Below are 19,736 nucleotides of genomic sequence, written 5' to 3'. Positions count from 1 at the left end.
CACTCTTAGCAAACATGCAGTTCCAGTTTTGAAGGTACGAATCCTTCAAACGTTCCTCGGTAGCTCAGTTGGTAGAGCAATCGGCTGTTAACCGATCGGTCGGCGGTTCGAGTCCGTCCCGAGGAGCCATATGGATGGATGTCCGAGCGGCCGAAGGAGCACGATTGGAAATCGTGTAGGCGGGGTCGACCCGTCTCGTGGGTTCAAATCCCACTCCATCCGCCATATTGGCCCGTTGGTGAAGCGGTTTAACACAGCAGCCTTTCACGCTGTCATACAGGGGTTCGAATCCCCTACGGGTCACCATACAAAACATTCCTACTCTGTAGGGCCCGACATGTGTCGGGGAAATGTGGAGGCTTAGCTCAGCTGGGAGAGCATCTGCCTTACAAGCAGAGGGTCGGCGGTTCGATCCCGTCAGCCTCCACCATAATATCGTCGCGGGATGGAGCAGCTCGGTAGCTCGTCGGGCTCATAACCCGAAGGTCGCAGGTTCAAATCCTGCTCCCGCAACCAAATTGGAGCTGTGGTGAAGTTGGAGTTCACGCCGGTCTGTCACACCGGAGGTCGCGGGTTCGAGTCCCGTCAGCTCCGCCATTTTCTTTCAAAAAATGGCGATTGAATACATAAGGCTCGGTAGCTCAGTCGGTAGAGCAGAGGACTGAAAATCCTCGTGTCGGCGGTTCGATTCCGTCCCGAGCCACCTTTGTAGGGGCATAGTTTAAAGGTAGAACGAAGGTCTCCAAAACCTTTGGTGTGGGTTCGATTCCTACTGCCCCTGCCACTTTTGAATGAAGTATGATACATGGCGGTCGTGGCGAAGGGGTTAACGCACCGGATTGTGGCTCCGGCACTCGTGGGTTCAAGTCCCATCGATCGCCCCATTCTTTTCAAAGTTGGGGATTACTTATTGGGGTATAGCCAAGCGGTAAGGCAACGGACTTTGACTCCGTCATTCCTAGGTTCAAATCCTAGTACCCCAGCCATTTATATGCGGACGTAGCTCAATTGGTAGAGCGTCGCCTTGCCAAGGCGAAGGTCGAGGGTTCGAGACCCTTCGTCCGCTCCATAAGCTTCATCCAATCGAATGCTTATAACATGGAGGCATAGCCAAGGGGTAAGGCACGGGTCTGCAAAACCCTTATCCCCGGTTCAAATCCGGGTGCCTCCTCCATATGATTTGCCGGTGTGGCGGAATGGCAGACGCGCGCGACTCAAAATCGTGAGGGAAACCGTGGGGGTTCAAGTCCCTTCACCGGCACCATACATATAAGAAAGCTCTGGACATCAATTTTATTGATATTTCAGGGCTTTTTTATTTGTCTTTGTGACATGACAGTTCGGCGATAAGTACGTGAATAACATATTAATATTGATTATCAATCTCATCATAAGTAAGATGAATAGTGGGATGACTAGCAAATGGACATGAACGGGTTAATTAATGATAATGATTATCATTATAGCGCAATTTCGCTGCATCCACAAAAAATGGGGGGTGTTTCCCATAAAAATCGATATCAATATGCTCGCGGAGCATTTTGCACATACTTCTTTCCGGGTGGAGCAGGTTTTTCGCTATTCGCGTGATCCGGGAATGCGTTGTGATGGCTATACGGAGCCTTTTCCAGGCTTTGTGTTTCCCTTAAGAGGGAAGGCTGAGTTTGTTTTCAATGGAACGCCCTATACGCTTGCCCCGGGGAATGTGGTGCACGGTGGTGCGCATATGCATTTGGATCGACATGTACTTGGCGACAGCAGATGGGAGTACTTGCTCGTGCTGTATCGAATTTGTGCACCAGAGCCAGGAGGGTTCTGTCTCCCAAAATCGCATTTTGAGCTTGTACCGGGGCATAGCCCACGTCTGACGGAGCTTCTGGAGCTCCTGTGGAAAGTGTCTCGCGAGCCGGGCGGGATTTCCGCCTTTCAGACAGAAATGCTGTTTCGTTGTGCACTAGAGGAACTGTTCGTCTGTGTCCGCAACCAAAGCAACGATGGAGAGCAAGCGTTATTTGAGCAAATATCGAAATACATACAGGAGCATTATATGGAGGCGCTGACAGTACGGGCCTTAGCGGAACAAAACGAAATGAACGAGAACAGGCTCTTCTATGTTTTCAAGAAGTACACGGGTATGGGACCAGGCAAATACCTGATGGCCTATCGGCTGAATCGGGCAAAGGAGTGCTTGCTGGCAAACGATGCACCCATAGGCGAGGTGGCGAATGGAGTCGGTTACACAGACGCTTTATATTTCAGCCGTATCTTCAAAAAACAGTTTGGCGTCTCCCCTGGAGAATTCCGGGCGACATTCAGGAATAATCCATATGGTTTTCAGGATGGCTCCATTCCTCAATAAAATGTCTTTTGCTACACTGGCCTTAACCAAGCTAGTCAGGCAAAACTTAGGAATATCGGAGGAATCATGATGAGAAAACTCATGGGGCTCATGGTCTCAATTGCACTATTGGCAGCTGTTTTGACAGGCTGTGCGGGTACGTCTACTAGCAGTTCGGCGGCAAGCAATACGCCCGCTGCCACGGAAAAGAGTACGCCCGAGCAAAGTGATCAGGATGCGGGAACATGGCCGAGGAAGTATGTAGATGCGCTTGGTCATGAGATCGTTTTAGAAAAGAAACCGGAACGAGTAGCCCTGCTTTTCTTTCGGAATTTTGAGCATTTGTTCTTGCTGGGCGAATCGCCTGTAGCGGCGACGGATCTCAACGTGCTGGATGAATGGCAATCCTTGGCGCCCTATAAGGATAACGAGATTGCCGATCTCGGTTCGATCGCGAATCCGAATCTAGAGAAATTGCTTGAGGTCAATCCTGATCTTATTATCGTGGTTGCAAATCGGTATGAGAAATACGGGGAACAACTGGAACGCATCGCACCGGTTATCGCTGTGGACAGCAACGAAAACAATTGGCAAGGTGCGTTGCGCGAATATGGCAAAATTTTTGGGAAAGAGAAGAAAGCGGACAGCGAGATTGCGCGTATTGAAAAGCTTATCGCTGATTCAAAGGAGCAGTTGCAGGCCTTTAAGGACAAAACATTCGGTGTAATCATGCTGGGAGATAAGCAATTTTGGGGCTTTACAACTCAGTTTATTTTCAGCAAGGAAAACGGTCTCGGCCTGAATCCACCTGGCAAATATGTAAACATGACGACCAAAGGAGAGCAGGTTTCCTTAGAAGGAGTGGCTGCAATGAATCTTGATTACATGTTTGTTGCGGATTTAAGCGGATCCTCGAAGAAATTGGAGGGCTATCTGAAGAACCTGGAAAGTGATTCTGTGTGGAATTCTCTCGGTGCTATAAAAAACGGCCATATGTACGCGCTGGACAGTTCAATCGCGGCTGGCGGACCGTTGGCAATCGAACTCGGAGTGAAAACCATCATCGAAAAGATTATGGCTAAATAGAGAATTCCGGCAGCCAATAAGGCATTGCTGTCACAGAGGAGAGGGACAAAGGATGAACAACGAGGAATGGTACGACGTTACGATCATCGGGGGTGGCCCGGCAGGTCTTTTTTCCGCCTTTTACAGTGGACTTCGGGAAATGAAGACGAAGCTGATCGAATATCAACCAACACTGGGTGGCAAAATCCATGTCTATCCTGAAAAAATGATCTGGGATGTCGGTGGTCTGACTCCTGTTCTTGGTGAAAAATTAATCGAACAGCTGGTTGAACAAGGTCTGACCTTTCAGCCGACTGTCGTTCTGAATCAAAAAGTGGAGTGGATTGAACGCGACGAAGCAGGTATGTTTGTCCTGCACACCTCTTCAGGAGAACGGCATTACTCGAAAACCGTTATTGTCGCGATCGGTGGAGGAATCTTAAATCCCCAAAGAATCGATTTGGAGGGGGCAGACAAGTTTGAAGTGACCAATCTCAGTTATACGGTCAAATCACTGATGCGTTTTAAAGAGAAGACCGTAATCATTTCTGGTGGAGGAAACTCGGCGGTTGATTGGGCAAACGAGCTTGAACCGCTCGCTCATCAAGTATACCTCACTTATCGAAAAGACACTTTATCGGGGCACGAAGCACAGGTAAAACAGCTCATGAACAGCTCAGTAAAATGCTTTTTTGATACCTCCATTACCAGGCTGATTGCTTCTGCTGATCATGAGCAGATTGAGCGAGTTGAGCTGACCAACCACGTAACAGGAGAAGTGCAGGAGCTCTACATTGACGAAGTGATCATTAATCATGGCTATGAGCGCGACAGATCTTTATTGGAAAATAGCAAAGTGAAGCTCGAATTAAGCGAAGATCACTTTATTGCGGGTCTAGCCACTAGCACGACCTCGGTGCCGGGCATTTACGCAGCGGGTGATGTCCTGAAGTACGAGGGAAAAGTTCACTTGATCGCAGGGGCTTTCCAAGATGCTGCGAATGCGGTAAATCAGGCGAAATTATTTATACAGCCGGAAGCGCAAAAAAGTGGAATGGTTTCATCCCACAACGATATTTTTCAAAGCCGGAACCGCGAGTTAATCAAGCAGATGATGAAATAGGCTTGGAATCGGAAAGAATAAAGGCAAGGCTCGTAAATCACGCAATCGTGACGTATGAGCCTTTTTCGTATGGAAGTCGCATGATAGGCAATTGCCCTTTCTGCAGCAGGCTCTGATGCAGCGGTATGATCGGTCTGCATATTTGCGTGGAAACCAGATGGTTATATTCAAAGCGGTATTGTATACTTTCATATGTCTAGCGCCCACTGGCAAATAACCGGGCCTGTATAACAGCCATTTCGGGAATAGTGAATACGTGGGATGCTTTTGTCAGTAAGGGAAAATGAGGTGGTTTCAAATGAAGTACGGTTTGTATGATAAACCGCCGGTTGGCACAACCGTATTGTCGGCACTCCAATGGATGATTGTCGCGGTTTCCAGCAGTGTGGCGGTTCCGCTGATGATTGGAGACGTCTATGGACTGCAGGCGGATGAGATTGGCAATCTGATGCAGCAAACGATGTTTTTTATCGGATTGGCATCCCTACTGCAAGTATGGATCGGCCACCGCTATCCGATGCTGGAAGGACCAGCAGGGCTATGGTGGGGGATCTTTATCATTTTGGCGCAAATAGGAACCAGTGTGGGACTGCAGCCGCGTGAGATCGGTCAGTCCTTTCAAATTGGGCTAGGTATGGCTGGGCTGCTATTTATGATCTTCGGTTTAATGGGATGGATCGGGAAGCTGCAGAGATGGTTCACTCCTCTCGTTTCGGGAACGTATATGATCTTGCTCGCCGTTTCTCTGTGCAGCAATATCCTGGCAGGGATGCTGGGGATCGGATTTCAGCATTCCAAAGAGGTGATCCCGCACGTTGCGATTGTTTCTGTCGCGATTGTGGCTTTGGTGGTTTTGGTCATGCGCACGAAGCGGTTTTCCAGCTTTGCCGTCCTGTTTGGAATGGTCATTGGCTGGGTGCTGTATGCTGTCATGGGATGGACAGAGCCTGTTCGCCCGGCAGAGCAAGTGATTGCGTGGCCATCACTCTTTTTCTGGGGAGCTCCTCGCTGGGATTGGGGAGTCGTTCTGACGAGTATGCTGACAGGCTTTGTCCTGTTGACCAATCTGGTGACTAGCATGGTTGTCATGGGGAAAGCCACAGATACGGTGCCGACTGAGCAGCAATACAATCGCGGTGGGGTCTTTACAGGCGTCTCTCATGTGCTTTCCGGGTTGGGTGGCGTAGTGGGGATGATTCCGCTCTCCCTGGCAGCTGCCGTCATCCAGACGACGAGAATGGCAGCTCGACTGCCTTTCATGCTGGCGATGATCGGGATTATGGCGATCGGCTTGTTTCCGTATGTGGCTCATTTTTTGGCAGCGCTGCCTACACCGGTCGCGTATGCTGCGATGTTTATTTCCTACACACAGCTGCTCGGCTTTGGGCTGAAGGATTACGTGAACGTCAAAATGGACGATCGAACCATTATGGTTGGCGGAAGCTCGTTGCTGGTCGGGATTGGCGTCATGTTCGTGCCGGCGACAGCTTGGCAGCACTTGCCGGCTCTTGTCAGCTTTTTATTCGGGAATGGCTTACTGCTAGGGGTAATTGTTTGTCTGCTACTGGAGCACGTCGTTTTCCGCCAAAAAGGAGATACGCAAAAGAAAGACGACCACGCAGCTTGACGGGCCGTCTTTCTTTTTAGGAATGCAGGAGGTAGGAGCTAGTAACTTCGCCGCCGTTTATCTCTGTAAACATTCTGCCTACTGAGCCGAGTATCTCGTCCTTCTTTTGTGCAGAGACCTGCTCGTGAAAGAAAATGACCTGCATGAGATTGCGGCTGTTTTCAGTAACGCTGGTGCGCTTGGAATCGACGATCGGGCTGCCGAATGCCCCGTTTTCGTCCGCGAGCAGCAGCTTGCCTTCCATATTGACCTCGCGTCCGTTCAAACCCTCATAAATGTCATCTGCGCGTCCGATTCGAAAAACCACATCTCCTACGAGCTGGTCCTGGTCATAGATGCCAAAAGGAAGAGCATGATGGACGGAGAAGAAATTATTGATATCGACTGCGCTGTTGATCCAGAAGAAGGCATTTCCTTGGAGAAGTCGGCGAAGCAGGGCTTCTGAAGAGGGGCGGTACCGAGACGGGTCCATCCCCGCTTGTTTAAAAGCAGCACGCCATTCCCGGATGCCTTCGATCTCAGTGAGTTTGGACACATCGTGCTCCAGGCGAAGTCCTTCGACAAAGTAGTTGATGCGTCCTTGAAGCATTTTGGGAGAGTCGCTGACGGAAGCACCGCTGTAGTGGAGAATGCCCAGGGAAAGGCGAGGGAGGCGTTCGGACACCGTAGCGTCCAGCTGTACTTTCATCATGTGTCACTCCTTTTCGAACCTATTTTTGGTAGTATAACAAATTTTTTTTGTGGAAGCGACTAACCTTCGTTACAATAGAAAAAGCACTAGATAAAACAAGTCATGCCTTTTCGATATAGAGTGGAAACAGAATAGAAGGAGGAATTCCCTGACGATGACGACACGAGAAGTACAGATTTATACAGACGGAGCTTGTTCAGGCAATCCAGGTCCTGGCGGCTGGGGAGCCGTATTGATGTACGGCCAGCATATCAAGGAGATGTCCGGTGCAGAACCGAATACGACGAACAACCGGATGGAGCTGAAGGCTGCGATCGAGGCGCTTTCCGTTTTGAAAGAGCCTTGCCAGGTGACCTTGTACAGCGATAGCGCCTACCTGGTCAACTGCTTTTTGCAGGGCTGGTACAAAGGCTGGCTGAAAAACGGCTGGAAGAACAGCAAGGGACAGCAGGTGGAGAATCAGGATTTGTGGAAAGAGCTGCTTCGATTGATGGATACGCATAAAGTGCAGTACGTGAAAGTAAAGGGACATGCCGACAACAAGTGGAACAATCGATGCGACGAGCTCGCGACAGGAGCGATCAAGCAGCTGTGAGCAAGCAGCAGCAGTACTGGGAACAGACGAAGCAGTCCATCATCGATTATGCCGCACAGATCGGGATCGACAAGATCGGCTTTGCGAGTGCTGATCCCTTTTTGGAGCTGAAAGAAAGGCTGATTGTCCATCGGGGAAAAGGGTACGAATCAGGCTTTGAGGAACCGGATCTGGATAAACGCACAGAGCCAGGCTTGCTCGTAGAAGGCGCGCGCTCCTTGATTTCTATTGCGCTGGCGTATCCTTCCAAGCTGGAAAATCCACCGAAGTCAGAGCCCGGGGCCTATCGCGGGATCTTGTGCAGAGCCGCATGGGGAACCGATTACCACCATGTTTTGCGCGACAAGCTAGAGAAACTGAGTGCCTTTATTACCGAGCTCGAGCCGGGAGCAAAGATCGAGTCGATGGTAGATACGGGGGCGCTTTCGGATCGAGCGGTTGCAGAGCGAGCAGGACTTGGGTTTGTAGGCAAGAACTGCGCTTTGATTACAGAGGAATTCGGTTCGTGGGTGTATTTGGGGGAGCTGGTTACCAATCTGCCCCTGCCCGCGGATCAGCCAGTAGAGGAAGGCTGCGGTGATTGCAATATTTGTGTGGATGCCTGTCCGACAGGTGCGCTGGTACAGGGTGGACAGCTGGACGCCCAGCGATGCGTCGCGTATTTGACACAAGTAAAGGATTTCATTCCTGATGAATTCCGCGGGAAAATAGGCAACCGGCTGTACGGATGTGATACGTGCCAGACGGTGTGTCCGAAAAATCGCCGCCTCAACCATACCCATCATGCTGAATTTCAGCCAGATCCTGAGATCGCCAAGCCGCTCCTGCTGCCTTTACTGGACATGAGCAATAAGGAGTTCAAGGAAAAGTTTGGTCTCTCTTCGTCATCCTGGAGGGGGAAAAAGCCGATTCAGAGAAACGCGATATTGGCGCTCGCTCATTTCAAGGACAAGACGGCCGTTCCGCATCTGGCTCGATTGCTGGAAAATGACCCGCGTCCCGTCATTCGGGGAACTGCTGGATGGGCACTCGGAAAGATCGGTGGAGATGAGGCGCGATTGGCTTTGTTGAAGGCGATGGAGCGTGAGAGTGACACTGCCGTACTGGCAGAGGTGCAAAAAGGACTGGCGATGCTCCCGGAGCAATCGGCAAGCAGCCACTAGTCAGACGTGTACAGAAAAGAACAAGGAAAACGGGTATGGGAGGAACGTTGGATGGCAAATGGATTGGGGTATACCATCATGGACTCACCGATTGGACCGTTGTTGCTTGCTTCTACCGAAGAAGGGCTGTGCCATATCCAGTTTGAAGTAGAGCAGGATGGGATCGCACAGCTTACGCGTTGGTGCAAAAAGACGTTTTTAGGCGTAACTCCCGTGCGCGATGACGAGCGCAATGCACCAGCTAAAAAGCAGCTGGAGGAGTATTTTGCCGGGGAAAGAAAGGTCTTTGACTTGCCGATCGTTTTATACGGGACGCCGTTTCAGAAATCCGTTTGGAACGCGCTTGCCGATATTCCCTACGGGGAGACGAGATCCTACAAGGACATCGCTTTGGCGATTGGGGCAGCGAAGGCTGTACGAGCGATCGGAGGAGCGAACAATCGCAACCCGATTCCGATCATCATTCCTTGCCATCGTGTGATCGGATCGAATGGTGCACTGGTTGGTTACGGAGGAGGATTGCCGATCAAGGAGCATTTGCTAGCCCTCGAAGGCGTTCCGCTGCACATACAGACTACACTAGATCAAGCTATCCGCTTCTGACGGGGAGCCAAGCTATCCGAACTATAACGGGTAGCCAAGCTATCCGACACTAACGGATAGCTTTTCTTTTTCTTCTGAACGAGTCGACTTTGACATATTCTTCATTGAGCAGACGGCAGGAAAAGTCCAATAGTGGCTGGTGAAGGAGGAGAGGCGAGTGGACTGGCGACAGTTTATCCGAAGCTATTTTGATAGCGTGCAGAAGGCGTGGCTGGATGGCGAATATCAGCGTTTGCTGCCTTACTATTCCAACCAGGGGCAGGGAACAAAGAACGAATGGGAACGCATGAGGCGAGAGCACGTGCAGCTGGTGGGGCGCGGGGGAAAGACACAGTCCATTCAGGGAAGGCTGGTCCCTTTATGTTGGCTGGAAACGGAGCAGTCGATGGACATTTTGCTCTCCTGGAGCGGAAAACGCCATTATGGAATGGGAGAGCATTCCCTGTCAGAAGCCAGCCGCTTTGTCCATCGGATTCGTTTGCAAAAAGAAGCAGCGAGCTGGCGTATCGACTCTCATACGGAGTGGGACGGTGACGCGAAAGTACCGTTCGACGCTTCGCAAGAGGAGGAGGAAGCAGAAGGGGCCTCTTCGATGGTGGAGGATGCCGTTTCCCAACCGTTGCTTGTCGTGCATGGGGCAGGCGGATACAATCCGTGGAATGCAGTGGCGTATGCAGAGCGGTATTGGAACTCGCCGAATCCAGCCTACCCGCATTTTACTGACGATTGCACGAACTTTATTTCGCAATGCCTGTACGCTGGGGGAATTCCCATGCTCTTTTCCAAGGAGAAAGGGAGAGGCTGGTGGATTCGGACGGGAAAAGGCGGCGAGTGGAGCTATAGCTGGTCGGTTGCGCATGCCTTGTACCTGATGCTCAAATCAGGAGCTGCACCGATGCGGGCCGTGACAAAATCATCTCCGGACCAGCTGGAGCCGGGCGATATTATTTGCTATGACTTCGATGGCGATGGACGTTTTCAGCACAATACGATCGTCGTTGCCAAGGATGCCAACAATATGCCGCTCGTCAATGCGCATACAACCGACAGCAGCATGCGATACTGGGCGTATGAGGATTCTACAGCCTATACACCCAATATGCGCTATGCGTTTTTTCATATTAGAGGGGTGTAAGCGGGGGAGTGCCGTTACCGTTTTCGTCGCAAGATCGCAGTCAGAAAGCTCAGGCCCCGAGCAAGCCACACGAGGGCAGCGAGCCACAGAAGATCGGCGAAAGAATGCGGCTCTCCTTTGATGGTCTGCACGTAGATTAATCCGTGAAACAAAACAAGCAGGAATAAAAGAGGACTGGCGAGATGAAGCCGCTTCCAGGCAGCTGTGCCCAGCCATTTTTTAGCAGGGGGAAAGGAGCTCACCCAGAGTGCGAAAAGGATAAGAAGTGCACAAGCTCCTAGGTAGTTGGCTACTCCTGCTAATGACCAGTTCGGGACGGGCCACCCCCAAGAACCGCTTTCCGTAGAGGAGAGAAAGAATAGGCCGAGCCAGCCATCTGCTTTGGGAGCTTGGCTATCAGCGATGATCAACAGCAGGGGTTCTCCTCCCTGAAAAAGGACAAGCACCAAAGCGGCGTGAAGAAGCCCAGTCAGTCCGGCACAGATCCCCACATCGCGGCGGATAGACAGCAACGTAGGGGCCCATCCGGCAGGCAGCCAGGTACATAGTGGACCGATCAACAAGGTCGCACCGATCAGGAAAAAAGCGAAATAACCGAATAGCATGCTCCAGGTTTCCAGCGGGGGAAATATCGCAAATTCGTGCCACTTCCAGCCAGATGCGGCTGCGAGCAGCAGCAGACAGAAACCATAGGTCCATGAACGAAGCCATTTGCTTTCCATTTCGAACATGATGACCACCCCCTTTTCATCGATTTTCTTTTAGATGCAAGAGGGTGACTTTTTGTTACAGCAGCTGCTAGGTGGTCATGGCTATGTTTCTTTATGTATAATAGAGCTTGGTTTGATTTTTAGTTCGGGACATGAGGAGATTTGCCGGTATGCCGTTACACATCGTATTGCATGAACCGCTCATCCCTGCGAACACGGGGAATATTGCCCGTTCCTGCGCAGCGACAGGCGCACATTTGCATCTGATTCACCCGCTTGGTTTTTCTACTGATGATCGTTATTTGAAACGCGCTGGCCTGGATTATTGGCACGCAGTAAACATCCATTATCACGATAGCTTTGAAGCTTTTGCAGAGTCGCAGGGGCCGGATGCAGGGACCTTCTACTTCGTGGAGACATGGGGAGAGACGCTTTATTCGGACGTTTCCTTTCGCGATGGGGACTACATCATTTTGGGAAAAGAAACGACGGGTCTTCCGCCAGAGCTGACAGACCGCTACCGTGAGCAGACCATACGGATTCCGATGAGTGAGGCTACCCGTTCTGTCAATTTGTCCAACTGCGCGGCTATCGTCCTGTTTGAAGGCCTGCGCCAGCTGGGCTTCCCCGGGCTCAAATAACACGACACAGATACCGGAGCAGGGCACGCCGACCATAAACAAGGGAGAGAAAAGGAAAATGACTGTGAATACGATCCTGTTTGACCTCGACGGCACACTTTTGGAAATGCAGACGGACCCATTTGTCAAAAGCTATTTGAAGGAAGTCGGTCGTCATGTCGGCGATCAATTTGATACACAAAAGCTCCTCTCGCTGATCTGGGACGCGACCAAAGCGATGATCGTGAGCCAGGAGCCTGACAAGACGAATGAACAGGTATTTATCGAGTACTTTACGGCGCACAGCGGCTGGAAGCGCGAAGAGGTGTGGCCATTGTTTGACTCCTTTTACCGCGATGTTTTCCCGACCTTGTCCCACCTGACGTATCCATCTCCTTGGGCAAAAAAGATCGTGGAAGCGGCGAAAAATCAAGGCTTCCGAGTCGCGGTCGCAACCAATCCGGTGTTCCCTCGAGAGGCGATCTACCACCGGCTCGCTTGGATCGGGATGACGGCGGATGAATTTGAGCTGGTCACCGTGTATGAGGACATGCACTCCACCAAGCCTAACCCGAGTTATTTTGCGGAAATCTGCGAGAAGCTCGGCGTGGAGCCAACCGACTGTGTCATGGTCGGCAACCACATGCAGGAAGACATGGTCGCATCCAAGCTGGGAATGAAGACGTTCCTGGTGACAAACTGGATAGAGGACCGTGGAGAACCGCAATATCCGGTGGATCAGAGAGGATCGCTGGAGGAGCTGTACCAAGCGATTGAGGCAGGTACAGGTGTATTTGCTCGCTAAAGACGAAGACATGGCAGGCTGTCGAAGAGGACAAGCCTGCTTTTGTTTTGGACGAAATCACGATGGATTTACACCAATCCCATACTTTTCCCAAAGACGTAAGGTAGGCTGGACTTGTACATAACCCGATTGGGCGAAAGGAAGGGGAGCAACCCATGAAGAAACTGATTTCTTCCATTGTACTGTGCAGCTTATTGGTGAGTGGTGTATCCATTGTCAATGCTGAAGGTGATACTACCTCCACTCATGGAACGAAGGCGACAAAGGAGCAAAAAGCCGAGCAGCGTCTGGAAAAGCTGCAGGTAAAGGCGGAGAAGCTGGGTGTGGAGGCAGCTGGCAAAACGGCCACAGCGATCAAGGCTGAGCTGGCAGCCAAGCAGGCGGAAAAGAAAGCGCAAAAGACGGCCAAACGGGAAGCAAAAGCTGCGAAATGGGGAGTCGACCTCACAGGGAAGACGAAAGAGGAAGGAAAAGCGGCGATTCAAGCGGCTAAGGCAGCGAAGAAGGAAGCGGCCCTGTCCAAGCTGTCCACGAAAGCGGAAAAGCTGGGAATCGAAGCAAGCGGCAAAACGGCGAAGCAGCTGAAGGAAGAAATCAAAGCGAGCAAGGCAGAGAAAAAGGCTGAGAAAAAGGCGGCAAAGAAATTGTAATCGCATACTGGAACAAAAAAAGCAGGTTGCCTGATCGAGGCAGTCTGCTTTTTTTTCCTGGGAGCGAGAAGCCGTAAAACGAGCTGATCGCCTCTGTCTATCCTTACAGGTTCCAGGTTTTGTCTTCGTTGTATCCAGCCGTCAGAATGAAGAAAAGAAAAGCTGCAAAAACCACTGCTACGATAAACGCACCCATGTTCGACTGCTCCTTTCGTGAACAAACTACTCCCATTATAGCGTAGCCTGCCCACTTTGCAAACGGATTAGCAGGGCTGTCAATGGCAAATTGGAGGAGGAAAAGGACAAGTTTCCCTACACCTCCTTAATTTTTTGTGGCAAGATTGCTGAAACTTGTGCGGATGTCTCGCATACACATATGTAAAGGCTTTACGAGCCTGCTCCAAACCGAAGAAAACGGGTGCCACGCGAATGCGTGACCGCAGGCAGACATATACATGAGAGTACATTGTCGTTGGGGAAGAGAGAGGGGCTTATGAGGGAGGAGTGTCGAGCATGGACATTTTAAAACGTATATCCGAGCACCGGGCCCGAGAAGAGAACCTGATGTGGAGAGGAACGTTCGCTGAATATTTGGAGCTGGTTCGCAAAAATCCGCAGATCGCCCAAACGGCACATTCACGCGTCTACAACATGATCAAGAGTGCCGGTGTGGAAGAGAATGAGGATGGCAGCCGTTCGTATCAATTTTTCAGCCGTGAAATTTTTGGTTTGGACCGTTCTGTGGAGCGATTGGTAGAAGAATATTTCCACTCTGCTGCCCGCCGTCTGGATGTTCGCAAACGGATTCTGCTGCTGATGGGCCCAGTCAGCGGTGGTAAATCGACGTTGGTGACCATGTTGAAGCGGGGACTGGAGGAGTATTCCCGTACTGAAGCGGGAGCCATCTATGCGCTGGAAGGCTGCCCGATGCAAGAAGAGCCGCTGCATCTCATTCCGCATGAACTACGTGCTGAGGTGGAAGAAGAGCTTGGCATTAAAATCGAGGGAGAGCTTACCCCGTACAACCGGATGCGTCTGGAATCAGAATACGGTGGTCGTATCGAGGATTTCCCGGTTTGCCGGATTCTCTTTTCGGAAGCCAATCGCGTCGGGATCGGTACGTTCAGCCCTTCCGACCCGAAATCTCAGGACATCGCGGATTTGACGGGAAGCATCGACTTTTCGACGATCACGAAATACGGCTCCGAGTCCGACCCGCGCGCCTATCGTTTCGACGGTGAGTTAAACAAAGCCAACCGTGGTCTGATGGAATTTCAGGAAATGCTGAAGTGCGATGAAAAATTCCTCTGGCACCTGCTGTCCCTCACGCAGGAAGGTAACTTCAAGGCAGGACGATTTGCGCTCATTTCTGCTGATGAGCTTATTGTCGCCCATACGAATGAATCCGAGTACAAGGCGTTTATCGCGAACAAGAAAAACGAAGCCTTGCAGTCCCGGATCATCGTAATGCCGATGCCGTACAACCTGCGAGTGAGCGATGAGGAAAAAATTTATTCCAAGCTGATCAAACAGTCCGATCTGGGACATGTGCACATAGCGCCGCATGCACTGCGTTCCGCTGCTATTTTCTCCATTCTTACCCGATTGAAGGATTCGAAAAAACAAGGTGCCGATCTGCTGAAAAAGATGCGTCTCTACGATGGCGAGTCAGTAGAGGGCTTCAAAGGCGCCGATCTCGAAGAATTGCGAAACGAGCATGCGGATGAAGGGATGGCGGGAATCGACCCCCGTTACGTCATTAACCGCATCTCCAGTGCATTGATACGCCGCGACACGGAGTGCATCAATGCCTTGGATATCCTGCGCGCGCTCAAGGAAGGCTTTGACCAGCATCCTTCCATCACCAAAGAGCAGCGGGAGCGGTACATGAACTTCATCTCCAGCGCACGTAAGGAATACGACGAGCTCGCGAAAAAAGAAGTGCAAAAGGCCTTTGTTTACAGCTATGAGGAGTCTGCCAAAACGCTCATGGACAATTACCTGGATAACGTCGAAGCCTATTGCAACATGAACAAAATTCGAGACCCCGTTACTGGCGAGGAAATGGATCCAGATGAGCGCCTGATGCGTTCCATCGAGGAGCAAATCGGTATCTCCGAAAATGCCAAGCGTGCGTTCCGGGAAGAGATCCTCATCCGCATTTCGGCTTATGCGCGCAAAGGAAAGCGATTTGACTACAGCACGCATGATCGTCTGCGGGAAGCGATCGAGAAGAAGCTGTTTGCGGATCTCAAGGACGTCGTGAAAATTACGACCTCCAACAAAACGCCGGATGAGCATCAGCTGAAAAAGATCAACGAAGTGACAAAGCGCCTCATCGAAGAGCATCATTACTGCCCCGTTTGCGCTAACGAGCTCTTGCGCTACGTCGGCAGCCTGCTGAATCGATAACGATACGAGAACACGGCCATGGCATGATCGTGCACGTCATATTCGGCGCAGAGTGCGCCAGTTGCTAGGAGGAGACGGCATGGAAGATGCAACATCGTTCATTGTCTCCCGGGAAGACTGGTCGCTGCACCGCAAAGGGTACCAGGACCAAAATCGACACCAGGAAAAAGTGAAAGAAGCGATCAAGAAGAACTTGCCTGATCTCGTCAGCGAAGAAAACATCATCATGTCGAACGGTCGGGAAGTTATCAAGATCCCTATTCGCTCCCTGGATGAGTACCGGTTGCGTTTCAACTTCCAAAAAGGGAAGCACGGCGGTCAAGGTAAAGGCAACAGCAAGGTAGGAGATGTGGTCGCCAAGGACGGAGACCCAGCGCAAGGGCCAGGAAAAGGGCAGGGCGCAGGTGATCAGCCTGGTGTGGACTATTACGAGGCAGAGATCAGCGTGGAAGAGCTGCAGGAAATGCTGTTCGCCGAGCTGGAGCTGCCCAATCTGCAAAAGAAAGACGAAGACCAGATCGTGATTGAAGAAACCCGGTTTAACGACGTACGCAAAAAGGGCTTGATGGGCAACATCGACAAGAAACGGACGCTGATCGCCGCCATCCGCCGCAACGCGCTGGCAGGCTACAGCGATCTGGAGCTGGGCATTAACGAAGATGACTTGCGCTTCAAGACGTGGGAGGAGATCATCAAGCCTCACTCGAACGCAGTTATCATCGCGATGATGGATACCTCGGGGTCCATGGGGGTCTTCGAAAAGTACATCGCCCGCAGCTTTTTCTTCTGGATGGTCCGCTTCCTGCGCACGAAGTATGAGAAAGTCGAGATCGTCTTCATCGCCCATCATACGGACGCCAAGGAAGTGACAGAGGATACCTTTTTCTCCAAAGGGGAGAGCGGGGGAACGATTTGTTCCTCCGCCTACAAAAAAGCGCTGGAGATTATCGACAGCCGCTATCCGACATCGCAGTACAATATTTATCCGTTCCACTTTTCCGATGGCGACAACCTCACCTCTGACAACGAGCGCTGCGTCAAGCTGGTGAAGGAGCTCATGGATCGCTGCAATATGTTTGGCTACGGGGAAGTCAATCAGTACAACCGCCACTCCACCCTGATGTCCGCTTACCGGCACATCAAGGAGCCGAAGTTCATGCACTGCGTGATTCGGGAAAAGGGAGAGGTATACAAGGCGCTGCGAGCGTTTTTTGGGAAGAAAGAAGTGGGCGTGTAAGGCAGGAAGTGGAAAAGGATAGAGGAAGCGAAAAACAAGAAGCTCTTCACCGATACAGACGGTGGAGAGCTTTTCTTGTTAACAGTGAAGTGTACGAAGGCACCTTTTCTTATCTTATCGCCTCTTTCGGGAGAGGCGACAAGCCCGATCTTCTCGTAATAGCGCAATGTATCTGTGGAGAGTCCGGTAGCCTTAACGTTTACTCTCGATACAACAATACGCCTTGGAGTATGCTCCAAGGCAAGCAGTCTATTCGAAGAAAGGTGAAAAAATCAAAAGGACTACTGAGCGGAAAGTGCATTTTCTTTCAGTAGTCCCCTCTGCTTGGTCGAAGTTAGTCTCTACAGGTATATTGAAACACTGGGCCTGTTTGAATAAAGTAGCCGCTTCTCACTTGCCCTGCCCAGTTGTGCAAGGCTTCCTTCCATTGAACACTATCAAAAAACTCATCCACGGTTACACCTGTAGAAGAGAACCAGATCAGTGGGGTGAAAGGAGCAAGCTGTCCCGCATCCCCCCAAATTCCACCTGCCGGAATCGTATCCTGCTTTACGAGGAGCAAAGGGAGGCCGTATTGGAATCCCATGGAAGGCTCGATTTGCAGGAAGGGCGAATAGGGCTCGCCTTGAGTGGTAGATCTGGTGGGCTTCAACAGGGCTGCAGCCATACCGTAGCTTGAGTTGATCATGGTGCGAATGTTCTCTAGGGTAGTATTTGGGTACTGGTCTGTATTGGGAATGGTTCTAGGAAAAAGGAGCACTTTCTTGATTTCCTTGAACATTCGAATGATAAATTGTTGCTCTGGAGAGAGTGGAGGCTGTGCGGGTCCCAGGGTAAACAGGTTCTGGTGGCTAAAAAACACTGGGATTCGAAAGAACGCACTTGCCGCGTCATTCAGATCGTTCATATCTGCGCGTGCTTGTCTTCTCTCTTCATTCGATATTTCCTTTGGGTCTTTATATGTGTCACTCATGTCTGTCACCTCCATGAGACAATATATTCTGATGTGAAGCTGGAGGATTGGACAAAATCATTACGCTGCTGGAAATAGTCTGTCCCCTACGAGGAGGGGAAAGAAAAGGCTGTGGACGAAGGATAAGTGCGGATCGTGATAACAGCTAGAGGAAAAGAAAGAGCTCTTCGCCGAAAAGGGGGAGAAGAGCTTTTTCATGGCAGCGACTCTATTCAATTCGTTTCAAGAGGCCTTTTTGCTGCGCAATACGGTGATAAACCCGTCCAAAATCTCGTGACTTACGGCAAAACCTTTCCGTTTGTAAAACTCCAGGGCGTTGTCATTACCGTTTGAGACGTAGATAAAATAATCTTCTACATCCTCAAATTGCTGGAGCCAGCTCATCGACAGATCGAAAAGCTTGGAGCCGATGCCGTATTGTCGATAGCCTTCTTTTATATAGAATTGGGAGAGACAGCCTACATTTTTCTGACGGACAGTGGAGAGATCAAAAAAGGTAGCAAAGGAATTGGAGTAAGCTTCCTTGGGAGAGATATTGGAGTAAACGTACCCGACAATTTGCTCTCCATCTTTTACAACGACCGTATAATTGTGCAAAGCCGCCTTCACGGAAGGGACCAAGCGCGTTTCAAAATTCATGCTGTCAAAAAGCTCGGGCTTGATAGTCGCTTTCGACTTTTGGAAAGCCATGAGCTCGTTGCAGGAGTCCCGACATTCTTCTATTTGAGAATCTGGCAAAATTTCATAACGCAACTCCATTTCAATCACTCCTTCAATAAATGTCAGAAAATTTTAAAAGTGTTTGCAGCTACGATATAATCTTATTACATATAGAAACGAAAACAAGTATGCAGGTTTTGCTTACTAAGTCAGGGAAAACTGAGTAAAGGAGAGGGGCGTCGGTATGCTGCAAGAGGAAAGTGAAAAACGGGATATTCAAAATTGTCCTTTGACGTATGCCATGAATGTCATTGGCGGCAAGTGGCGTCTCCCGATCATTTGGGCATTGTGGAAGAACGATACCTTGCGTTACAACGAGCTGAAACGACGGATTGATGGAATCACGAATATGATGCTGTCGCAGGTGCTTAAAGAGATGGAGATCACAGGGCTGATTGTGCGCAAGCAATATTTGGAAATTCCGCCGCGAGTGGAATACTCGCTGACGCAAGAAGGCAAGGACCTCGTACCGTCGCTTGAGGCCCTTGCCAGATGGGGAAAGCATATGCAAAATCGCTAGTGGCGGATCATCAGTCGTTTTCTTTTTCTACTTGGATGACTTGTCCGGTATTTGCATTGATTTCTACTTCATAGACCTCGTTCTGGTCGGTCAAAACGATGACTTCGTATTTCCATACACCGTTGTCGCGGTCCAGGTCGACGTGGATAACTCTTCCTTTGACCTGTTGGAGAGCGATTGTTTTTGCCTGTTCTACAGTGATAGCTGGCTGCTGTACGGGCTGGTCAATGGCATGTGCATATGGAGCCGGGGACGTATAGGCATGGGTGACGAGATTACCTGCGAATGCCCAGGCAAGTCCGCATAGAAGAGGAATCAGTATTTGCTTTTTCCGTGCTTTCTTCATGAAGTCACGCTCCTTTAGTCGGGTGGGTTTCTCGCTCATAATTTTTCCCATTCCCTGCGAAAGATACGAAAAAAGATGGGTGAATGCGATCCAGCAGGAATAGAAAGAATAACCATCAAGACGGATCTTCGGAGGTAGTATGAAAAATAAAATTGCAGATTCCATGCTCAGCAAACCCAAGCCGCAGCCTGTCCAGGTAGAGAGTGAAGAGCAGGTAAGAGAAGCGCTGCTTGGTCAAGTGCTGACAAATACGATGTTGAATGAGGAAACGGTAGAGAAGCAGAAGGATAAGTATTTGCTAGAAGGAAAATAGGTTGCATATGTGGTGTGGCATAGAATCGGACGCCCACGTATGAGGAAGTGAAAATATGGAAATCCTACTACTTACACTGTTAACAACCTT

21 protein-coding genes and 13 tRNA genes are annotated in these 19,736 nt (G+C 50.4%); 28 read left to right on the top strand and 6 right to left on the bottom strand.

The annotated features are described in order from the left end of the window. The first annotated feature begins 53 nt into the window (after positions 1-53). The 17 genes from EDM59_RS10000 (at position 54) to EDM59_RS09920 (ending at position 6,153) form a co-directional block, all read left to right on the top strand. Positions 54-129 (top strand) — tRNA-Asn (locus EDM59_RS10000). A gap of 3 nt (positions 130-132) precedes the next feature. Further along, positions 133-225 (top strand) — tRNA-Ser (locus EDM59_RS09995). A 4-nt stretch (positions 226-229) separates the two neighbouring features. Further along, positions 230-306: transfer RNA gene (locus tag EDM59_RS09990), tRNA-Glu, on the top strand. Between the two features lie 48 nt (positions 307-354). Then, positions 355-430 (top strand) — tRNA-Val (locus EDM59_RS09985). Positions 431-439: 9 nt separating this feature from the next. Continuing rightward, a tRNA-Met gene (locus EDM59_RS09980) sits at positions 440-516 on the top strand. Between the two features lie 4 nt (positions 517-520). Then, positions 521-597 (top strand) — tRNA-Asp (locus EDM59_RS09975). A 33-nt stretch (positions 598-630) separates the two neighbouring features. Continuing rightward, positions 631-703, top strand: a tRNA-Phe gene (locus tag EDM59_RS09970). A gap of 7 nt (positions 704-710) precedes the next feature. Then, positions 711-784, top strand: a tRNA-Trp gene (locus EDM59_RS09965). A gap of 24 nt (positions 785-808) precedes the next feature. After that, positions 809-884, top strand: a tRNA-His gene (locus EDM59_RS09960). A gap of 27 nt (positions 885-911) precedes the next feature. Further along, a tRNA-Gln gene (locus EDM59_RS09955) sits at positions 912-986 on the top strand. Between the two features lie 7 nt (positions 987-993). Next, positions 994-1,069: transfer RNA gene (locus tag EDM59_RS09950), tRNA-Gly, on the top strand. A 31-nt stretch (positions 1,070-1,100) separates the two neighbouring features. Beyond that, positions 1,101-1,174 (top strand) — tRNA-Cys (locus tag EDM59_RS09945). Positions 1,175-1,182: 8 nt separating this feature from the next. Then, positions 1,183-1,264 (top strand) — tRNA-Leu (locus EDM59_RS09940). Between the two features lie 243 nt (positions 1,265-1,507). Beyond that, a complete protein-coding gene (locus EDM59_RS09935) occupies positions 1,508-2,359 on the top strand; it encodes a helix-turn-helix domain-containing protein (protein WP_183192874.1) in 852 nt (283 codons plus the stop codon). A gap of 66 nt (positions 2,360-2,425) precedes the next feature. Beyond that, entirely contained in the window at positions 2,426-3,424 is a 999-nt protein-coding gene (locus EDM59_RS09930) for an ABC transporter substrate-binding protein (RefSeq protein ID WP_246010980.1), read from the top strand. A 52-nt stretch (positions 3,425-3,476) separates the two neighbouring features. Further along, positions 3,477-4,526, top strand: coding sequence for an NAD(P)/FAD-dependent oxidoreductase (locus tag EDM59_RS09925; protein ID WP_122923482.1), 1,050 nt, complete (start codon positions 3,477-3,479; stop codon positions 4,524-4,526). A 298-nt stretch (positions 4,527-4,824) separates the two neighbouring features. Further along, positions 4,825-6,153, top strand: coding sequence for a purine/pyrimidine permease (locus EDM59_RS09920; protein ID WP_122923481.1), 1,329 nt, complete (start codon positions 4,825-4,827; stop codon positions 6,151-6,153). Positions 6,154-6,169: 16 nt separating this feature from the next. Here EDM59_RS09920 and EDM59_RS09915 read toward each other — a convergent pair whose 3' ends face one another. Then, positions 6,170-6,841 carry a B3/B4 domain-containing protein gene (locus EDM59_RS09915; RefSeq protein WP_122923480.1) on the bottom strand — a complete coding sequence of 224 codons (672 nt, stop codon included), beginning with the start codon at positions 6,839-6,841 and terminating at the stop codon, positions 6,170-6,172. Positions 6,842-6,998: 157 nt separating this feature from the next. Between EDM59_RS09915 and rnhA the strand changes: the two genes are divergently transcribed. The 4 genes from rnhA (at position 6,999) to EDM59_RS09895 (ending at position 10,340) form a co-directional block, all read left to right on the top strand. After that, positions 6,999-7,439, top strand: coding sequence for a ribonuclease HI (rnhA, locus tag EDM59_RS09910; protein WP_092266500.1), 441 nt, complete (start codon positions 6,999-7,001; stop codon positions 7,437-7,439). Next, a complete protein-coding gene (queG, locus tag EDM59_RS09905) occupies positions 7,400-8,602 on the top strand; it encodes a tRNA epoxyqueuosine(34) reductase QueG (RefSeq protein WP_122923479.1) in 1,203 nt (400 codons plus the stop codon). The genes rnhA and queG overlap by 40 nt, the downstream gene beginning before the upstream one ends. A 51-nt stretch (positions 8,603-8,653) precedes the next feature. Further along, positions 8,654-9,205 carry a methylated-DNA--[protein]-cysteine S-methyltransferase gene (locus EDM59_RS09900; protein WP_122923478.1) on the top strand — a complete coding sequence of 184 codons (552 nt, stop codon included), beginning with the start codon at positions 8,654-8,656 and terminating at the stop codon, positions 9,203-9,205. Positions 9,206-9,362: 157 nt separating this feature from the next. Beyond that, positions 9,363-10,340, top strand: coding sequence for an amidase domain-containing protein (locus EDM59_RS09895; protein ID WP_122923477.1), 978 nt, complete (start codon positions 9,363-9,365; stop codon positions 10,338-10,340). A gap of 14 nt (positions 10,341-10,354) precedes the next feature. Here the strand turns inward: EDM59_RS09895 and EDM59_RS09890 are convergent, their stop codons facing one another. Then, the gene (locus EDM59_RS09890; RefSeq protein WP_122923476.1) at positions 10,355-11,071 is read right to left on the bottom strand and encodes a ferric reductase-like transmembrane domain-containing protein; all 717 of its coding nucleotides are present in this window, start codon (positions 11,069-11,071) and stop codon (positions 10,355-10,357) included. Between the two features lie 149 nt (positions 11,072-11,220). Here EDM59_RS09890 and trmL point away from each other — a divergent pair, with 149 nt between their 5' ends. The 5 genes from trmL to yhbH all read left to right on the top strand — a co-directional run bounded on the left by trmL (position 11,221) and on the right by yhbH (position 16,774). Then, a complete protein-coding gene (gene trmL / locus EDM59_RS09885) occupies positions 11,221-11,691 on the top strand; it encodes a tRNA (uridine(34)/cytosine(34)/5-carboxymethylaminomethyluridine(34)-2'-O)-methyltransferase TrmL (RefSeq protein ID WP_122923475.1) in 471 nt (156 codons plus the stop codon). A 58-nt stretch (positions 11,692-11,749) separates the two neighbouring features. Beyond that, the gene (locus EDM59_RS09880) at positions 11,750-12,475 is read left to right on the top strand and encodes an HAD family hydrolase (RefSeq protein ID WP_122923474.1); all 726 of its coding nucleotides are present in this window, start codon (positions 11,750-11,752) and stop codon (positions 12,473-12,475) included. A 155-nt stretch (positions 12,476-12,630) separates the two neighbouring features. Then, positions 12,631-13,125, top strand: a complete 495-nt coding sequence (locus EDM59_RS09875; RefSeq protein ID WP_122923473.1) for a hypothetical protein — start codon at positions 12,631-12,633, stop codon at positions 13,123-13,125. Positions 13,126-13,638: 513 nt separating this feature from the next. Next, positions 13,639-15,537, top strand: coding sequence for a PrkA family serine protein kinase (locus EDM59_RS09870; RefSeq protein WP_122923472.1), 1,899 nt, complete (start codon positions 13,639-13,641; stop codon positions 15,535-15,537). Between the two features lie 79 nt (positions 15,538-15,616). Next, complete coding sequence (gene yhbH, locus EDM59_RS09865) at positions 15,617-16,774, top strand: sporulation protein YhbH (RefSeq protein ID WP_122923471.1); 1,158 nt, start codon at positions 15,617-15,619, stop codon at positions 16,772-16,774. Here the strand turns inward: yhbH and EDM59_RS09860 are convergent. The 3 genes from EDM59_RS09860 to EDM59_RS09850 all read right to left on the bottom strand — a co-directional run bounded on the left by EDM59_RS09860 (position 16,666) and on the right by EDM59_RS09850 (position 18,506). Then, positions 16,666-17,013, bottom strand: a complete 348-nt coding sequence (locus EDM59_RS09860; protein WP_281274558.1) for a MerR family DNA-binding transcriptional regulator — start codon at positions 17,011-17,013, stop codon at positions 16,666-16,668. The genes yhbH and EDM59_RS09860 overlap by 109 nt on opposite strands. 95 nt (positions 17,014-17,108) lie before the next feature. Beyond that, the gene (locus EDM59_RS09855; RefSeq protein ID WP_246010979.1) at positions 17,109-17,747 is read right to left on the bottom strand and encodes a hypothetical protein; all 639 of its coding nucleotides are present in this window, start codon (positions 17,745-17,747) and stop codon (positions 17,109-17,111) included. Positions 17,748-17,969: 222 nt separating this feature from the next. Next, positions 17,970-18,506 (bottom strand): GNAT family N-acetyltransferase, encoded by a 537-nt coding sequence (locus tag EDM59_RS09850; protein WP_122923470.1) that lies wholly within the window; start codon positions 18,504-18,506, stop codon positions 17,970-17,972. 145 nt (positions 18,507-18,651) lie between these two features. Between EDM59_RS09850 and EDM59_RS09845 the strand changes: the two genes are divergently transcribed. Next, positions 18,652-18,987 (top strand): winged helix-turn-helix transcriptional regulator, encoded by a 336-nt coding sequence (locus EDM59_RS09845; protein ID WP_122923469.1) that lies wholly within the window; start codon positions 18,652-18,654, stop codon positions 18,985-18,987. Positions 18,988-18,997: 10 nt separating this feature from the next. On the opposite strand, the gene EDM59_RS09840 is transcribed toward EDM59_RS09845, so the two are convergent. After that, entirely contained in the window at positions 18,998-19,333 is a 336-nt protein-coding gene (locus tag EDM59_RS09840) for a PepSY domain-containing protein (protein ID WP_122923468.1), read from the bottom strand. A gap of 139 nt (positions 19,334-19,472) precedes the next feature. On the opposite strand from EDM59_RS09840, the gene EDM59_RS31020 reads away from it, so the two are divergent. Further along, positions 19,473-19,646 (top strand): hypothetical protein, encoded by a 174-nt coding sequence (locus EDM59_RS31020; RefSeq protein WP_183192871.1) that lies wholly within the window; start codon positions 19,473-19,475, stop codon positions 19,644-19,646. Positions 19,647-19,736 lie beyond the last annotated feature (90 nt).

It is taken from the genome of Brevibacillus nitrificans (genome assembly GCF_003710965.1).
Taxonomy (GTDB): domain Bacteria; phylum Bacillota; class Bacilli; order Brevibacillales; family Brevibacillaceae; genus Brevibacillus; species Brevibacillus centrosporus.
The sequence above is the reverse complement of the archived record's forward strand: the minus strand, read 5'-3'. Positions and strand labels throughout refer to the sequence as shown.

Coding starts and splice junctions, on each gene's coding strand:
- yhbH (WP_122923471.1), top strand. CDS start 15,617: ATGGAAGATGCAACATCGTTCATTGTCTCCCGGGAAGACTGGTCGCTG.
- EDM59_RS09920 (WP_122923481.1), top strand. CDS start 4,825: ATGAAGTACGGTTTGTATGATAAACCGCCGGTTGGCACAACCGTATTG.
- rnhA (WP_092266500.1), top strand. CDS start 6,999: ATGACGACACGAGAAGTACAGATTTATACAGACGGAGCTTGTTCAGGC.
- EDM59_RS09900 (WP_122923478.1), top strand. CDS start 8,654: ATGGCAAATGGATTGGGGTATACCATCATGGACTCACCGATTGGACCG.
- EDM59_RS09850 (WP_122923470.1), bottom strand. CDS start 18,506: ATGGAGTTGCGTTATGAAATTTTGCCAGATTCTCAAATAGAAGAATGT.
- EDM59_RS09890 (WP_122923476.1), bottom strand. CDS start 11,071: ATGTTCGAAATGGAAAGCAAATGGCTTCGTTCATGGACCTATGGTTTC.
- EDM59_RS09870 (WP_122923472.1), top strand. CDS start 13,639: ATGGACATTTTAAAACGTATATCCGAGCACCGGGCCCGAGAAGAGAAC.
- queG (WP_122923479.1), top strand. CDS start 7,400: ATGCGACGAGCTCGCGACAGGAGCGATCAAGCAGCTGTGAGCAAGCAG.
- EDM59_RS09925 (WP_122923482.1), top strand. CDS start 3,477: ATGAACAACGAGGAATGGTACGACGTTACGATCATCGGGGGTGGCCCG.
- EDM59_RS31020 (WP_183192871.1), top strand. CDS start 19,473: ATGAAAAATAAAATTGCAGATTCCATGCTCAGCAAACCCAAGCCGCAG.
- EDM59_RS09875 (WP_122923473.1), top strand. CDS start 12,631: ATGAAGAAACTGATTTCTTCCATTGTACTGTGCAGCTTATTGGTGAGT.
- trmL (WP_122923475.1), top strand. CDS start 11,221: ATGCCGTTACACATCGTATTGCATGAACCGCTCATCCCTGCGAACACG.
- EDM59_RS09915 (WP_122923480.1), bottom strand. CDS start 6,841: ATGAAAGTACAGCTGGACGCTACGGTGTCCGAACGCCTCCCTCGCCTT.
- EDM59_RS09840 (WP_122923468.1), bottom strand. CDS start 19,333: ATGAAGAAAGCACGGAAAAAGCAAATACTGATTCCTCTTCTATGCGGA.
- EDM59_RS09855 (WP_246010979.1), bottom strand. CDS start 17,747: ATGAGTGACACATATAAAGACCCAAAGGAAATATCGAATGAAGAGAGA.
- EDM59_RS09930 (WP_246010980.1), top strand. CDS start 2,426: ATGATGAGAAAACTCATGGGGCTCATGGTCTCAATTGCACTATTGGCA.
- EDM59_RS09845 (WP_122923469.1), top strand. CDS start 18,652: ATGCTGCAAGAGGAAAGTGAAAAACGGGATATTCAAAATTGTCCTTTG.
- EDM59_RS09880 (WP_122923474.1), top strand. CDS start 11,750: ATGACTGTGAATACGATCCTGTTTGACCTCGACGGCACACTTTTGGAA.